The 16,887-nt window shown below is 57.0% G+C and carries 12 protein-coding genes and 1 tRNA gene; 8 read left to right on the forward strand and 5 right to left on the reverse strand.

Going from position 1 to position 16,887, the window contains the following annotated elements:
• The first annotated feature begins 62 nt into the window (after positions 1-62).
• The 8 genes from AC5YUO_RS19275 to AC5YUO_RS19310 all read left to right on the forward strand — a co-directional run bounded on the left by AC5YUO_RS19275 (position 63) and on the right by AC5YUO_RS19310 (position 12,000).
• Entirely contained in the window at positions 63-2,219 is a 2,157-nt protein-coding gene (locus tag AC5YUO_RS19275) for a type I secretion system permease/ATPase (RefSeq protein WP_496156394.1), read from the forward strand.
• A complete protein-coding gene (locus AC5YUO_RS19280) occupies positions 2,216-3,685 on the forward strand; it encodes an HlyD family type I secretion periplasmic adaptor subunit (protein WP_496156395.1) in 1,470 nt (489 codons plus the stop codon). Before AC5YUO_RS19275 ends, AC5YUO_RS19280 begins: the two co-directional genes overlap by 4 nt.
• Positions 3,686-3,837: 152 nt before the next feature.
• Positions 3,838-4,389: a recombinase family protein gene (locus AC5YUO_RS19285; protein ID WP_496156396.1), complete on the forward strand. Its 552-nt coding sequence runs from the start codon at positions 3,838-3,840 to the stop codon at positions 4,387-4,389.
• Between the two features lie 82 nt (positions 4,390-4,471).
• Positions 4,472-7,018, forward strand: a complete 2,547-nt coding sequence (locus AC5YUO_RS19290) for a DEAD/DEAH box helicase family protein (RefSeq protein ID WP_496156397.1) — start codon at positions 4,472-4,474, stop codon at positions 7,016-7,018.
• A 12-nt stretch (positions 7,019-7,030) separates the two neighbouring features.
• Entirely contained in the window at positions 7,031-9,607 is a 2,577-nt protein-coding gene (locus tag AC5YUO_RS19295) for an N-6 DNA methylase (RefSeq protein ID WP_496156398.1), read from the forward strand.
• Positions 9,607-10,353, forward strand: a complete 747-nt coding sequence (locus AC5YUO_RS19300) for a hypothetical protein (RefSeq protein WP_496156399.1) — start codon at positions 9,607-9,609, stop codon at positions 10,351-10,353. Before AC5YUO_RS19295 ends, AC5YUO_RS19300 begins: the two co-directional genes overlap by 1 nt.
• On the forward strand, positions 10,350-11,399 hold the full coding sequence (locus AC5YUO_RS19305; protein WP_496156400.1) for a DUF8606 domain-containing protein: 1,050 nt from the start codon (positions 10,350-10,352) through the stop codon (positions 11,397-11,399). Before AC5YUO_RS19300 ends, AC5YUO_RS19305 begins: the two co-directional genes overlap by 4 nt.
• A 16-nt stretch (positions 11,400-11,415) precedes the next feature.
• Positions 11,416-12,000 carry a hypothetical protein gene (locus AC5YUO_RS19310; RefSeq protein WP_496156401.1) on the forward strand — a complete coding sequence of 195 codons (585 nt, stop codon included), beginning with the start codon at positions 11,416-11,418 and terminating at the stop codon, positions 11,998-12,000.
• Positions 12,001-12,239: 239 nt separating this feature from the next.
• Here AC5YUO_RS19310 and AC5YUO_RS19315 read toward each other — a convergent pair.
• The 5 genes from AC5YUO_RS19315 to AC5YUO_RS19335 form a co-directional block, all read right to left on the reverse strand.
• A tRNA-Ser gene (locus AC5YUO_RS19315) sits at positions 12,240-12,329 on the reverse strand.
• Positions 12,330-12,526: 197 nt separating this feature from the next.
• Positions 12,527-13,408, reverse strand: coding sequence for a dihydrodipicolinate synthase family protein (locus AC5YUO_RS19320; protein ID WP_496156402.1), 882 nt, complete (start codon positions 13,406-13,408; stop codon positions 12,527-12,529).
• A complete protein-coding gene (locus AC5YUO_RS19325; protein ID WP_496156403.1) occupies positions 13,405-15,033 on the reverse strand; it encodes an ABC transporter ATP-binding protein in 1,629 nt (542 codons plus the stop codon). Before AC5YUO_RS19325 ends, AC5YUO_RS19320 begins: the two co-directional genes overlap by 4 nt.
• Entirely contained in the window at positions 15,026-15,949 is a 924-nt protein-coding gene (locus AC5YUO_RS19330) for an ABC transporter permease (protein ID WP_400816350.1), read from the reverse strand. Before AC5YUO_RS19330 ends, AC5YUO_RS19325 begins: the two co-directional genes overlap by 8 nt.
• A 15-nt stretch (positions 15,950-15,964) precedes the next feature.
• Positions 15,965-16,879, reverse strand: coding sequence for an ABC transporter permease (locus tag AC5YUO_RS19335; protein WP_496156404.1), 915 nt, complete (start codon positions 16,877-16,879; stop codon positions 15,965-15,967).
• Positions 16,880-16,887 lie beyond the last annotated feature (8 nt).

Below are 16,887 nucleotides of genomic sequence, written 5' to 3' on the forward strand. Positions count from 1 at the left end.
GTCCATTTCCACCTTATACGGATTTGCAGGCACCTGCAAATCCGCTCACCGACAGATTTGATATGGATACAGGTTTACTCAACCCCTCCTCCACGACGAATGCCGACGCCGGCCTGGCGTCGCTCGCCGCCGTCGCAGCGTTCTTCAGGATTTCCTGCAATCCGGCTGACCTGTCACGGGAACTGGCACTCACCGGAGAGGCGACCCGCGACGATATCTTGCGGGCGGCCAAACGTGTGGGTCTTAAGGCAAAACCCGTTCGCGAAGATCGGTTTGCCAGCGGAAGGGTGATCCCGACGCCATGCATCGCCGTCCTGACCGATGGCGGGTTTGCCGTTTTTGCGGGCAAATCAGAAGAAAACAGCTACCGGCTTGTTGATCCCGTCAGCTTTATCAGCCGGACGGTGCCCCTCGAAGAACTGCTGTCGCTGACGTCAGGAAACTTCATCTTGCTGCAGCGGGGATTTTCCGATGCTTCCGCGTTCCAGCGCCGCTTTGGGTTCGCCTGGTTTCTCCCGTCGCTCTGGCGCTACCGAAGCGCGCTCGCCCACGTTTTTCTCGCATCCCTTTTCCTGCAGCTCTTCGCCCTCGTCTCGCCGCTGTTTTTTCAGGTGGTGGTCGACAAGGTGCTGGCCCATCGCAGCTACTCGACGTTGACGGTCCTTATCATAGGACTTGCCGCCATTGGCCTGTTCGACGTCGTTCTTCAGTATCTGCGCACCTATGCACTGACACACACAACCAACCGGATCGACGTAGAGCTCGGGCGCCGGCTCGTTCGCCACCTGTTGAATCTCCCGCTCAACTATTTCGAAACGAGAGCTGCCGGCCAAACCGTCGCCCGCGTGCGCGAACTCGAAACCATCCGCAATTTCCTGACCGGGCAGGCACTTTTCTCCGTCCTTGATCTCATCTTCACCTTCGTGTTCATCGCTGTGCTGTTTGCCTATTCCACAGTGCTCGCCTGGATCGTCGTCGCCTCGATCCCGTTTCTCGTGCTGATCGGATTTCTGATCCGCCCTTCCCTCAAACATCGCATCGACGAAAAATTCGACCGAGGCGCTCTCAGTCAACAGCTGCTCGTGGAATCCGTTATCGGCATGCAGACACTGAAAGCATCCGCCGTTGAGCCCGTCGTTGCCGCGCAATGGGAAGAGCGTCTGGCGGCCTATGTGCAGTCTTCCTTTGCAGCGACCATGCTCGCGGCGAAGGGCCAGACGGCGATCCAGTATGTCAACAAGATCACCTCGGCCGCCCTCCTCCTTTTTGGCGCGCAGGCTGTCATCGACAATCAACTGACCGTCGGCGGTCTTGTCGCCTTTAACATGATTGCCGGTCAGGTGTTTCAGCCGGTTCTACGCCTGTCGCAACTGTGGCAGGATTTTCAGCAAGTGCAGGTGTCCGTCGAACGTCTGTCGGATGTCCTCAATGCGCCGGAAGAACCGAAACCGGCGGTCCCCGTCAGCCTCCCGCCGCCTAAGGGTACCATTTCCTTCAAGGCGGTAAATTTCCGCTATTCCAGTGATGGCCCGGAAATCCTGAAGAACATTTCGCTGTCCGTGCGTCCGGGCGAAGTGATCGGCATTGTTGGCCCGTCGGGCTCGGGCAAGTCGACACTGACCAAACTTCTGCAGCGGTTCTATCTGCCCTCAAGCGGCCAGGTCATGGTCGACGGTCAGGACATCGCCCATGTCAATCCGGCGTGGCTGCGTTCGAATATCGGCGTCGTGCTTCAGGAAAATATGTTATTCAACCGCACGATCCACGAAAACATCAGTATCGCCAATCCTGCCATGTCGCGCGCGGCCGTCATCAATCTCGCCCGACTGTCAGGCGCAGATGAATTCGTTGCGAAACTGCCGAAGGGCTATGACACCGTCATCGAAGAGCGTGGCGCGAACCTCTCAGGCGGGCAGCGACAGCGGCTGGCAATTGCCCGAGCGTTGTCCGTCAATCCACCGATTCTCATCCTCGATGAGGCGACCAGCGCTCTCGATTATGAAAGTGAGCGGCTGATCCTCGCCAATATGCGCCACATCGTACAGGGCCGCACGGTGCTGATCATTGCACACCGCCTTGCCACCATCCGGACCTGTAACCGCATTATCGGCATGGCCGATGGCCGGATCGTTGAAGAAGGCAGCCACGATGATTTGCTCGCCCGGGATGGCGGCCTTTACAAGCATTTGTGGGACTTGCAGATGGGGTCGAGCCGATGAGAGCAAAAAAGCGACCCGAGTTGCCCGGTGCAACGAACACAAAGGTCAGCGCCGATTACAGCGACTTCCTCCCTGCCGCCCTCGAAATCATCGAAAAGCCGGCCTCCCCGATCCGCTATGCCCTTATCTGGTTCGTCTGCATCGTCGCGGCCTCGGCACTGATCTGGAGCTTTATTGGCAGGATCGATGTGGTGGCGACGGCGCAGGGAAAGGTTCAACCCTCCGGTCGCGTCAAGGTCGTCCAGTCCACCATCTCCGGACGTGTGGTCTCGGCGCCTTTTGCCAATGGCACGGAAGTCAAGGCAGGCGATCTTCTGGTGAAACTCGATGACATCGAGCTTAAGGCGGAGGACGCCCGCCTGCGGACGACGATAGAGGCCTTGCAGGCCGAACATGCACGACGGATGACGGAACTTGCCACTGTCGAAAACCACGACTGGAGCACAGGTCCTGATATAGCGGTCGATGTAGTCCCCGATTTTGCGGCGAATACCCAAGCAACCATTCGCTCGCGCGAAACAGCGATCCTGAGAGCCAACCTTTTGCAGCTCAAGGAGACAATGAGAAACCTCGCCGCCCAGACGAAATTGCAGTCGGCATCAATCGACCGGCTTCAATCGATGTCACGCGCGCAGGCCAACCTGATCACCACGCTGACAGAGCGTGTCTCGATGCGGTCAGGCCTTCTCGAGCGCGCCGCCGGCAGAAAATCTGATGTCCTTGATGCCACACAGGCTTTGCAGGAAGAAGAAGCAACCCTGTCGACCTATTCAGGACAGTTGCTCGAAGCTCAGGCAAGTTTCGCCGTTGCCGAGACCGAAAAGAACAAGGTCCTGTCGACATTCGTTGCCGACAATATCCAGAAAACGGGTGATCTCGCCCGGCAGATGGACGAAGCGCAACAGGAACTGGTAAAAGCCGAAAAACGGCTCGCCGCGACCGCGATATACGCGCCGTCCGACGGCATCATCCAGGCCTCGTCGATCACCACGACCGGACAGGTTGTTTCGGCTGAAACCGAAATCATGCGCATCATCCCCGCCAATCTGCCTCTGGAAATCGAGGTGTTTTTCGCAAATCAGGATGTGGGCTTCGTCAAGCCGAACCAACCGGCAGTCATCAAGGTCGAAACATTTCCGTTCACCCGTTATGGCGTTCTCACAGGGACAGTAAAGACCGTTGCGAGAGACGCCATCCCCAATCCCGACGCTCAGGCCATGGAAGAACAGGCCGCGCCACAGTTCAGGAGTGTTGTGCCGGGCGGGAACGTACAACGGCTGCAAAACCTCGTTTATCCCGCAACCATTGCTCTCGACACAACAGAGATAAACGTCGACGGCGTCGTGCGCCAGCTTTCACCGGGGATGGCCGTTTCCGTTGAAATCAAGACTGGTAAACGAAGGATCATCGACTATTTCTGGTCGCCGGTCGCCCAAGTGGCGTCTGAGGCAATGCAGGAGCGATAGCAGCGACTTCACTGTGCTCAACCGCCATCGCCGCGCACATCAGGGTATACCCTGATGTGACAAGCCAAGTGTTGCGGCCACCAACGTAACATCTGAGTTGACAGCGACTATTTGTGACGGGGTAGCCTGAAGCCTAAAGCTTGAGGTGACGCATGGCTCGAATTGGGTACGCGCGCGTTAGTACGCTCGATCAGGATCTCGAAATTCAACAACAGCGGCTCCTAGCGGAAGGATGCCAGATAGTCCGATGCGAAAAAGTGTCCGGCGCGAGTCGCGATGGGCGCACCGAGTTGGCAACTGTTATCGAGTTTCTGCGCCAAGATGATGAGCTAATTGTCACACGTCTTGATCGGCTCGGTCGCGACACCCGCGATGTTCTCAACATTGTCTACGAATGCGAACAACGGGGCGCATTCGTCACAGTGCTTGAACCGCATGTGTCAACCAAGGGTGAAATGGGCAAAGTCATTCTAACGGTTCTTGGCATGGTTGCGCAGATGGAGCGCCGGTTTATCAAAGAGAGGCAGCGGGACGGAATTGAGCGAGCAAAGCTCTTAAATGCCTATAAAGGTGGCCAACGCCGTATCGATAGGGAGTTGATACGTCAGCTTTTTGCTGAGGGAATGGCAAAGAGCGATATCGCCAAAACAGTAAAGTGCAGCAGGATGCAGGTTTACCGAGTTCTTGCGAATATCAGTCCGTAAAACAGTCAACCTTCTTAGCTTTCCATCCTCATCGTTTTCGTCTACCCCTCTGGACAAGACTTATAGGCAACCGGGGGCTCAATTGTCGTTACGTAAGGAAGCAACAGCCAGGATTAAAATCAATCGGCTGCTGGAGGCGGCTGGCTGGCGCTTTTTCGATGACAAGAACGGTCCCGCGAATGTCGTTCTGGAGCCGAACGTAAAGCTGAAGCCTGAGCATATTGAGAGCCTTGGCGAGGACTTCGAAAAGAGCGCGAACGGCTTCATCGACTTCCTGTTGCTGGACAAGGACGGCAAGCCGCTCATTGTTCTCGAAGCGAAATCCGAAGACAAAGATCCTCGCATCGGCAAGGAGCAGGCTCGCAAATACGCCCGGGCTCAGAATGCACGCTTCGTGATCCTCAGCAACGGAAACATTCACTACCTTTGGGATCTTGAACAGGGCAATCCAACGGTCATTTCTGCATTTCCTGGCCCGCACGAGATCAAGAACCACTACGCCTTCGAGCCCAACGCGGAGCGGCTCTTTGCCGAAAAGGTTGAGCGCGACTTTATCGTTGTCACCCAGATGCCCAGTTATGCAAACGAGGCGGCGTGGAAAAACGAGGCAGAGCGGGATGCTTTCGTCGAAAAGCAAAAGCTCCGCTTCCTTCGCTCCTACCAGGAACGAGCTATCCAGGAGATACAGAGGAGTGCCAAGAAGGGCGTGACACGGTTTCTGTTCGAGATGGCCACCGGCACCGGCAAGACACTGACATCCGCTGCGGTGATCAAGCTTTTCCTGAAAACACGTAACGCCAAGCGCGTCCTTTTCCTCGTTGACAGGCTGGAGTTGGAAACCCAGGCGGACAAGGCGTTCAAATCCTATCTGAAGAACGACTTCACCTCAATCATCTACAAAGAGCAGCGAGACGATTGGCGTAAGGCCGATATCGTCGTCACGACGGTGCAAAGCCTGTTGTTTAACGACAAATACCGCCGACTGTTCTCCCCGACGGATTTCGACCTCGTCATCTCGGACGAAGCACACCGCTCGATCGGCGGCAACGCCCGCGCGGTGTTCGAATATTTCATCGGCTACAAGCTCGGCCTGACAGCGACGCCAAAGGACTATCTGAAGCAGTCAAAGAAGGACAAACCGACCGAACGCGATCCGCGAGAAGCCGAGCGTCGCACCATGCTCGACACTTACCGCACATTTGGCTGCGAGTCCGGCGATCCCACCTTCCGCTATTCCTTGCTGGAAGGGGTGCGGGATGGCTTTCTCATCAATCCGTACGTCATCGACGCCCGAACGGGAGTCACAACCAAGCTTTTGTCAGACGAAGGCTTCACAATCGAAACGACGGCAGAAGACGGCACTGAGATTAAGGAAGCTTTCGGCGGCCGCGACTTTGAGAAGCGCTTCTTCGCCGAAGCGACCAACCGGGCCTTCTGTCGAGCGCTTCTGGAAAATGGCATGCGAGACCCGATTTCCGGCGAGTTCGGCAAGACGATTGCCTTCGCTGTCAGCCAGAACCATGCCCTCAAAATCACGGAAATCCTGAACGAACTGGCCGACCAGTTGTGGCCGGGGCGCTACCAGTCTGATTTCGCTATGCAGGTGACAAGCGACGTGCCGGCCTCGCAGCAGATGACCATTAACTTCGCAAACAACAATCTCGGCGGGCGCAGCGGCTTTTTCGAAAATTACCGCACCAGCAAAGCCCGAGTTTGCATCACCGTCGGCATGATGACGACAGGCTATGACTGCCCCGACATTCTGAACCTTGCGCTCATGCGGCCAATCTTCTCGCCATCGGATTTCGTCCAGATGAAGGGGCGCGGAACACGAAAGCACAATTTTGCGGAAGAGCTCTTCGATCCCGCCAAGAAGGCGGCGCTTGGGGATGTCCAAAAGGCTTCCTACTGCCTCTTCGACTTCTTCGCCAACTGCGAGTTCTTCGAAGAAGAGTTTGACTACGACCAGGCGTTGGCTTTGCCAAAGCCTCCCGCCATGCCGCTATCCAATGGTGGCGACGATGGTTCGACGATTGTCTCGAAACTTTCCATCTACGAGTTTTTGGAACCCGATCAGGTCGTCTACCAGGTTGAAGAGCAGATCGGCTTAGAGGGCATGCGGATCGACCGTGAGCTGTTCCAGAAGTTCGAAGAAACTGCACGATCTGATCCCAAACTTGCCGAACTGGTCGAACAGCGGGACTGGGATGCGGCCACACGCCACGTCGTCGAAGAGCTATTCGACAAGCCGAGCGAGTTTTTCAGTCTGGAGAAGCTGCGCCGTGCCGCAGGCGTCGATCGCCGTATATCGGTGCGGGAACTGGTGGAAAAAGCCTTCGGCTTCATTTCGAAGCTCAAGAACAAGGATGAATTGATCGACGACGAATTTCAGAAATTCCTGGTCGATCAGAAGCCTGAGGAGGCCGACCGTATCCGCGAAATACGCTACTTCTTTGAAGCCTATATCCGCGACGCCAAGGTTCGTGCGCTGATTGACGCTGGCTATCTCGCGGACCTCAACGTAAACCCGTCCTTCTCAGTGCGCGATCTTAAGGAAGTGCCCGCTCCGTGGCGCAAACGCATCCCGGAATACATCAAGGACTACGTGTCCCTGAACCCTTTTATGTGATGAAAGCCCGAAATGCTCGATACAGATACCAAGCGCCGCATCGATACGTGCCGTGACATTCTCGTAGGCAAGGTGCCCGATCCGAAAAGCCAGGTCGAACAGATCACCATCGCGCTGATCTACAAGTTCATGGACGACATGGATCTTGAGGCCGAGGAATTGGGCGGTGAGCGTCGGTTCTTCACCAAGGACTACGAGCGTTATCGTTGGGCGAAGCTGGTGGCCTCCGGCGTGTCTGGGCAGGACATGCTCAACACCTATTCGGAAGCGCTTACAAACATGGTGCAGAACGAGGGGCTGCCCAAGCTCTTTCGTGACATTTTCCGCAACGCCTATCTGCCCTATCGCGACCCTGAAACGCTGCGAGCATTCCTCCGTGAGATAAACAGCTTCACCTACGACCACAGCGAGAAGCTCGGGGATGCTTTCGAGTACCTGTTGTCCGTTTTGGGCAGCCAGGGGGACGCAGGCCAGTTCCGCACACCCCGCCACATCATCGATTTCATGGTCGAAATCATCAATCCGCAGAAAAACGAGGTCATCATGGACCCTGCCTGCGGCACGGCGGGTTTTCTAATTTCGGCTTACAAGCATATCCTGAAACAGAACTCAACCGGCGTGGTGAACGGGAATGGCAATAGCACCGAAGGCGACGCAGCCGAGCAGGCACTGGAAAGCCCTATGCGCTATCCCGGCGACCTGTTGCAACCTGAGGATCGCGCCCGTCTCGCCAGAAACATTCGGGGCTATGATATCTCGCCCGATATGGTTCGCTTGTCGCTGGTAAATCTCTACCTGCATGGTTTTGCCGATCCGAAGGTCGAGGAATACGACACGCTCACCAGCGAAGAGAAATGGACCGAGACGGCCGACGTCATTCTCGCCAACCCGCCCTTCATGTCGCCAAAGGGCGGGATCAAGCCGCACACCCGCTTTCAGGTGCAGTCCAAACGCAGCGAAGTGCTGTTTGTCGATTACATCGCGGAACACCTGACGCCGAACGGTCGCGCCGCCATCGTTGTACCCGAGGGCATCATCTTTCAAAGCCAGAGCGCCTATGTGGCACTCCGAAAGATGCTGGTAGAAAACCACCTTGCCGCCGTTATCTCCCTGCCCGCAGGCGTGTTCAATCCCTATTCCGGCGTGAAGACATCGATCCTGATCCTTGACCGTGCGGTGGCCAAGGCCAGCGGGCACGTCGCCTTTTTCAAGGTCGAAAATGACGGCTTCGCCCTTGGCGCACAGCGTAAGGCAGTGAAGGGGTCGCAACTGGCGCAGGTGAAGTCCGAGCTTGGGGCTTGGTTGCACACCGCACGGGTGGGGGGCGGTGAGGCGCTGGAAAGCAGCCTTGGCAGCGCGGTAGAGCGTTCTCTGCTAGCCGAGGGCGGGGACTACATCTTGAGCGGGGAGCGCTACCTTGAGAGCGCCGTGAGCGTGTCAGCTTTTGAAATGGTGGACCTCGGGCGCTTCATGGCAAGCGGCCTTCCGAGCATTGATCCCAGCAAATCGCCAGAAGAACGCTTCGAGCTTTGGAGTATCCCTGCGCACGAAGGTCGCGAACCCGAGCACCTGTTGGGAAAGGAAATCGGCTCAGCAAAGAAGGGTGTTCTACCGAATGACGTGCTTTTGTCACGGATTGTCCCGCACATCCGCAGAACATGGGTCGTCTCGCCGTCTAACAGCGCCGAGCGGCAAATTGCATCTGGTGAATGGATCGTGTTCCGCAGCGACAAGTTTGTGCCGGAGTATTTGGCGCGGGTGCTTGTCTCTGACTTCTTTCACGCGCAATTCATGAAGACCGTTACCGGCGTCGGCGGCTCACTATCGCGGGCTAACCCCAGAGCCGTCGCCGATATCCGCATCCCTCTCCCGCCGCTTGAGGTGCAGCGCGAGATTGTGGCGGAGATCGAGGGCTATCAGCGCGTCATCGACGGTGCCCGCGCCGTCCTTAACAGCTACCGCACGCAAATCCCGGTTGATCCTGAGTGGCCGGTGGTGTCGATGGGAGAAATTGCTGAATTCAAGAACGGGTTGAACTTTACCAAAGGCGAGGTCGGTGAGCCACTTCGCATTGTGGGAGTGAGTGATTTTCAGTCTAACACGGTGGTACCGTCGGACAGTCTGGCAACTATCCAGCCCGATGCGCCAGTGGGTCAGGATTACTTCCTGCAACCCGGTGATATTCTTTTCGTGCGCTCGAACGGCAACCCCGACCTCGTGGGCCGCTCCATGCTTGCTGGAGACGCCATAGGGTCCGCGACGTTCTCTGGTTTCACCATCCGGGCACGGTTCGACTCAGCGAAGGCGAACCCGCGCTACCTTGCATATTTTTTCAAGACGCCCGTCTTCTCAGAGAAGATGAAGAAGACGGGACAAGGCGCGAACATTCGCAACTTGTCGCAGGGCCACCTTGCTGAACTGCAAGTGCCATTGCCTGACCTACACACGCAAACCGCCATTGTTGCCGACATTGAAGTTGAGCAAGCTCTCGTCAACGGCAACCGCGATCTAGTCGCCCGCTTCGAGGAAAAGATCGAAGCTGCAATTGCTCGTGTATGGGGGGAAGCTAAGGTCGAGGAGGTTACCTGATGGATGAGGCGCTCGAACTCGGGAGCTATCTCCCCCAATCATTCGCTAATGCCAGTGAGCAAGCCTATCTCGATTTCCTGTGGTCAGCATTTCAGACTAACTATGACACTGAACGCTTTGAGTTTGCCAGTCTCGCCTTTCACTTGCTCTACATGAGCTTTGTCAGCTTCTCGATTTGGCAGATAAGGCTAGCCCGCCCGGAGCAATTCGCAATGGCTATGGTTGGGTTTCGTTCGGACGAGGAAGGCAGTCTGATAGATTGCGAAAGTCCATTCAAGTTTTATGACCGCCTGAAGGAAAGCCAGATTTTCCGGTTTCTCAAGCTGATTGGTTGTTCTAATCAGCAGGTGGGAGAATTCGCCAAGTTCGTAAAGCGACGGAACAAGATCGCACACCCGACAGGAACTGTGTTCTTTAACGATCGCGCGGCGATTGACGCTGAAATCGCCGACATGATGAGGGAAGTCCGCAATATTGAAACGCATATGGAGCCGGTTATCCTCGAGCTCTGCAGGCGATTTTTGATATCAAGCTCGGACGTAGAAGAGCGCCAGTATACCGATCCAGCGGACGAGATTGCTGCAAACCTGGTTCATTCGAATTATATGTCGTCCGCTGATATCGCTATCTGCTCCGGCTTTAACGTCTCAGCCTTGGCTGGAGAGGCGCACTACGACGAAATTCAGGCTTTGCACGCGAAATTGCTGGAACTCTACCCACCAGAAGCGATGGAGGACGCCGCATGAGTTCGCTCTACTCCATTGTTGACGGTAGATTGAAACCTGCCACGCGCCGTGCCTTGCTGAAGGAAAGCCTGATCGAGGACTGGGTTGCGGCCGATCCGTCGCTGCTCGGCCTCGACGCCATGGTGATTGGCCGGCAGGTACCGACAGACCACGGTAAATTCATCGACCTTCTGGCGCTGGATGCCTCGGGGGCTCTCATCATCATCGAACTGAAGAAGGACCGCACGCCGCGCGAAATCGTGGCACAGGTGCTGGATTACGCCTCCTGGGTGCGCACTCTGACAACACCCCAGATATACGAGCGGGCTGAACGGTATCTTCAGACGCGCCTGGTGACCGCCTTCCGGGAGAAATTCGGCGAAGCTATTCCCGAACAGCTCAACGGCAGCCACTCCATGCTGATCGTGGCCAGCGAACTCGACCCGGCGTCCCGGCGGATCGTCGAATATTTGTCAGAAGAGCATGGCGTTGCCATCAACACCGCGTTTTTCAACGTCTTCGAGGCAAACGGTCAGGAATGGCTGACAACGGATTTCCTGCTCGATCAGGAAGAGGTGGAGGAGCGTTCCGAGCGTAAAGTGCGCCCACCGTGGTCCGGCTACTACTTCGTCAATGCTGGTCTCGGAGAACACCGGTCGTGGACAGACATGAAGCGCTATGGGTTCGTGAGTGCTGGCGGTGGCGAATTCTACACCAAGCGCCTTGAGCAGCTCGCGGTTGGCGACGAGATATTCGTTTACGACAAGGGCAAGGGCTACATCGGTTATGGGGCGGTTACCGGCGAAGCCCAGCTCGCCTCTGAGTTTATGACACCAGATGGCCTGCTCTTCGAACAGCCTCTTGCCGAACCTCGAATGAAGCGGATCGGCGAATCAGCTGAGCGGACGGAATATGTCGTTGGCGTCGATTGGCGCAAAACGGTCGAGCCATCACAGGCTAAGTGGTTCAAAGGCGCTTTTGCCAACCAGAATATCGTCTGCAAGCTGCGCGACCAGGCGACTGTAGACTTTCTAGTTTCTGAGTTCAAAGAGAACAGCAGCGATTAAATATTGGACGAATGATATGAGCTACATAGAAAATAATTCATCCGCCGATCTCCTTATGCAGGAAACAGAACACTCAGCCTTCGGAGATTGGCTCCGGACTGAGATTGGGAAAAAAGGGCTCTCTGTTGGCGTTCTGGCTGCGAAAACTGGTATCACTTATACGGGCATCTGGAATATAGTGAAGGGAAATACGGTTTCCCCGCGAAAAGAGACGCGAGATAAGTTAGCTGCAGCAATCGACGAACTAATACCCCCTGCAGTCGAGGCGGAAATTGCAAGCCAGGCTATGCCTATCCCGGGATTTGAATGGACTGATTTTACCCCCGATGACCTCGAAACCGTTCCACAAGCGAGCGGAGTATATGTCTTTTACGATATCACGGATCGCCCTGTGTATGTCGGCAAATCGAGCAAAAACGTTCGGGTTCGTGTTAAAGATCATCAGACCCGCTTTTGGTTCAAGCCACCTCTCGTGGTTCGGGGCTCGTTCTTGGCCGTAGCAGATCCTGATCTATGCCTCAAAATCGAGACTATTCTAATTAAATTTCTAGGAAAGCATGCGCTGCTAAATTCCAAGGGTGTGGTTAGAGACGCCGACTGATCGTGACGGGGAATACTCGTAAGAAGTATTCCCAACGGCTTCCATCTAAGCACATCTCGCCATCTCGGAAGCGCCAACCTTTATAAAGGCGAACAGCGCGACGATGGAATATCGCGAATGAACCTGGATGACTCGATGACTTCAGATCATGCAATCAAATCAAAAATGTGGGTTGGTATGTGGTCGTCAACGATCGACTTGTCGCAAACCATTGAAGAATATATCGATTTTTAGTGATATGGCGGAGAGGGTGGGATTCGAACCCACGATACCCTTGCAGGTATGCCGCATTTCGAGTGCGGTGCATTCGACCACTCTGCCACCTCTCCGCATGCGCGAACGCTTGCGTTGCGCGCTCCTCTTAAACATCAATGGCGTGACTGACAAGGGGAATTTCGTGTTTATGTCACAAATTATTCGTCATGCATGAGGCGGGCGAAACGCTTCGGCTTCTGGCCGTTTTCGCAGATATTTTTGAGGTGACGCGCGCGATCCGCGCCGCTACGTGTCACATTCGGTAGCGGCGTCAAAGCCGTTGATAACGCCGCAAGATCTCCAGAATTTTTTCATCCTGCTCTTTGTCCGGCAGAAGGGCGGGTTGGCGGCTGGCACCGACGGAAGCGTCCTGAAGATAAAGCGAGCGCTTGACCATGGCAGGCGCGAAACCGAGGGCGTAGAGATCGGTACGGAAATCGGCATAGATTGCCTGCTGGCGTTCGGCCTTAGTGATATCGCCGGCGTTGAAAGCATTGAGAATGCCGGCAAGTACATCCGGCAGCGCGTTGCCGAGGCCGGAAATGCAGCCTGCGGCACCGTTCTGTAACGACCAGAGAACGAGGTGATCCGGGCCGGAATAGACCTCGAAACCTGGCATCTCCTTCGCCACCTGAAGATAGGCTTCGAGCGTCTGCTGTGCGCCGCCGGAATCCTTGATGCCGGCAATATTGCCATGGGTAGCAAGTTTACGCGCGGTTTCCGGCTCTATGTGGTTCTGGGTGCGGGCGGGAATGTCATAGAGATAGACCTGCGTTTCGACGGCGTCAGCCACCGTCGAGAAATGGCGGATCAAGCCATCCTGCGTGCAGGCGATGAAGAAAGGCGTGATCACGGCGATGCCGTCAACGCCGATGCGGTCGAAGGCTTGGGCCAACTGCAGGGTTTCAAACGTTGCGGGCATGCCGGCATTGACGATGACCTTGGCGCGACCCGCAACTTCGTCCACCACCTCTTCCGTCAGCCGGATTTTTTCCTCATGCGTCAGCGCGGTGAAATCGCCATTGGTGCCGGCGCACATGATGTTGTTGCCGGCGGCCACCTGGCGACGCACCTGGGCACGGGTCGCCTGATAATTGATGGTTTCGTCCTCGTTGAAACAGGTGACGAGCGCGACGAAAGCTTGCTTGGTCATGAAAGAACTCCGCTTGAATTTGCGACGGCCGGATGACGCCGGGACTGCATGTCGGGATCGGGATCGAGGCTCGCAGACAGAAGGGCACGGGTATAGGCCTCGCGCGGCGCTTCGAAAATCTGCCGGACGGTGCCGAACTCCACCACCTCCCCCCGCTGCATGACCATGACGTGATCGGCAAAGTCCCGGACCACCGGCAGATCATGCGCGATGAAGATGAAAGAGAGGCCCATTTCGCGGCGCAGCTTGTCCAGCAGTGCGATGACCTGCGCCTGAACCGAGACGTCGAGCGCCGAGACCGCCTCGTCGCAGATGATGAGCTTCGGCTCCAGCGCCAATGCGCGGGCAATGGCGATCCGCTGCCGCTGGCCGCCGGAGAACTGGTGTGGATAACGCCGCATATGGTCCGGTGAAAGACCGACCTGATGCAGCAATTCGGCAACCTGTTCACGCCATTTTGCCTTAGGCAATATCTCCGGATGAATGATCCATGCCTCGGAAATCAGCTGGAAAACCGTCATGCGGGGATTGAGCGACTGGGTGGGATCCTGAAACACCATCTGCAGATCCCGCCGGAGCGCGAAGAGTTCCGCGGGCGAAAGCTTGAAGAGATCACGACCCTTCCATACCGCACTGCCCGCATCCGGTTCGTCGAGCCGCAAGAGAATACGCGCCAGTGTGGATTTGCCGGAACCGCTTTCGCCGACGACCGCAATGGTTTCGCCTTCCATGAGGTCGAAGGAGATACCCTTCAGCGCATCGAAGGCGCCGTAACGCTTGCGCACATCACGCACGCTGAGCAGCGCTTCACCCGCCGCCTGCGGCTCATGCATGGCGCCCCTGCCCGGCGCGGCGCTGATGAGTTTGCGGGTATAGGGGTGTTGCGGGTTGCGATAGACCTCGCGCACCGTGCCGGCCTCGACCAGAACGCCTTTTTCCATCACCACCACCCGGTCGGCGATTTCGGCGACGACACCGAGATCATGGGTGATGATGAGCACGGCCATCCCCGTCTCCCGCTGCAATTCCCTGAGCAGCGAAAGCACTTCGGCCTGCACCGTCACGTCAAGCGCGGTGGTCGGTTCATCGGCGATGAGGATATCGGGCCGAAGCGCCAGCGCCATGGCGATCATCACGCGCTGGCGCTGGCCGCCGGAAAATTCATGCGGATATTTCGTGAGTGCCCGGTCGGGATCGGGAATGCCGACGCGGGCGACAAGCCGCCTCGCCTCCGCTTCCGCCTCCGTCTTGCCCATGCCATGGGTGGTCATCGCCTCGCGGATCTGCCAGCCGACGGTGTAGACAGGATTGAGGTGGCTGAGCGGATCCTGAAAGATCATGGCGATACGCCGGCCGTTGATTTCGCGGCGCGCCTCGGCCGGCATGGTCAGAAGGTCCTGACCGTCGAGCAATATCTGGCCGCTGCTGATACGGCCCGGGGGCATGTCGATGAGGTTCATGATGGCCGAGGACGATACCGACTTGCCCGAACCGCTTTCGCCGAGGATAGCCAGCGTTTCGCCACGCTCGATATGGTAGGAAACATCCTTCACCGCGTGGACGACACCGCTTGCGGTGTGAAACTCCACGGAAAGGTTGCGCACGTCGAGAAGATGGTCAGCCATGCTTGCGGCCTTTCATTTCCAGCCGCCAGCGCTGCACGGGATCAAGCGCAATGCGCAGCCAGTTGGAAAGCAGGTTGAGCGACAGGGTGGTGAGGATGATGGCGAGCCCCGGCCAGAAGGACAGCCACCAGGCATTGGTGAGATATTGCCGTCCCTGCGAAATCATCAGGCCCCAGGTGATTTCCGGCGGTTGAATACCGATGCCGAGGAAAGACAGCGCACTTTCCGCCAGCATCACATAGGCGAAATCGAGCGTTGCGAGCGTCGTCAGCGTCGGCAACACGACGGGAAGGATATGGCGGAACAGGATGCGCTTGCCCGATGCGCCCATCACCCGCGCCGCCTGCACGAACATGCGCTCGCGCACCTCCAGCACCTCCGCCCTTGTGGTGCGGATGTAAACGGGAATGCGCGTGATGGCGAGAACCAGCATCAGATTGAGGATGGAGGAGCCAAGCAGATAAAGCACGATGACCGCGATCAAGAGCGACGGGAATGACATGATCACATCCGCGAGCCGCATGATGATCTGGCCGACACGGTTGGAGGAAAAACCGGCGATCAGCCCGAGCACGGTGCCGGTGATGGCGGAAAGAAGCACCGCGCCGGCCGCGATCATCATCGTGTTTTGCGTGGCGGCGACGATGCGCGCGAGAAGCGAGCGGCCGAGCGCATCCGCCCCAAGCCAGAAATACCATTCGCGCTGCCAGTCGAACGGGGCAAGGTTGCGCCCGCGCAGGTTCTGTTTCGTCGCCAGATCGCCAAGCCATGCCGGGCCGACAAAAGCGAGAATGACGATAAGGATGAGAAAGATCGCGGCGCAGAGCGCGAATTTATCCGCCCACAACATGCGCAGCATGCGCGTTGCGAAGGATGGCTCGGCGATGATCTCGGTATCTGCGTTGGAAAGGCTCATGGCTGAACGGCCTCCTCAGTGCCGGATACGCGGATCGAGGAGCGCATAGGCGATATCGATCAGAAGATTCATCAGAAAGATCGCCAGCGCAGTCACGAGAATGGCCGCCAGCACGACGTTGAAATCGCGCTGAAGAATGGAATCGATCATCAGCTTGCCGACACCGGGAAAACCGAAAATGGTTTCAACGATGACGGCGCCGTTGAGAAGGCTTGCCGCCTGATCGCCGATGACGGTGATGACCGGCAGCATGGCGTTTCGCAAGGCGTGAATGAAAATGATGGGACCGGACTTCACGCCCTTGGCGCGCGCCGTCTTGACATAGGCCGACGCCAAGGCGCCGATCATCGAGCCACGCACCACCTGCACGATAATGCCGAAGGGGCGCACAAACAGAACCGCAATCGGTAATATCCAATGCAGCACGGAGCCCGTGCCAGACGTGGGCAGCCAGGCGAGATTGACGGAAAAGACAACGATGGCGACGATGGCGAGCCAGAAATCCGGCACGGATGCACCGATAAGCGAGATGCTGGAGGCCATGCGGTCGAAGAAGCCGCCGGAGCGGAAAGCCGCAAGCGAACCGATGACGATGGCGGCGGTGGTGACGAGCGACATGGTGATGACCGCAAGCCAGAGCGTCCAGACGAAAGCCTCCAGCACCACATCCAGGGCCGGGCGGGCTTTTCTGAGCGATTCTCCTAAATCACCCGTCATCACATCGCCCGCATAACGCAGAAACTGCACCATCAGCGGATCATTCAACCCATGCAGCGCCCGGAACTGCTGCTTCAGCTCTTCCGAAGCCTCCACCGGCAGAAACAATGCGGCCGGGTCCCCCGTCAGGCGCGACAGGAAGAAAACCATGACGATGAGGCCGATCAGGGAGATCAGGCTCGCAACGGAACGTTTTCGGATGAAGCTCAGCATGGTTGCCT

Source organism: Agrobacterium sp. LEGMi-208b, assembly GCF_059511785.1.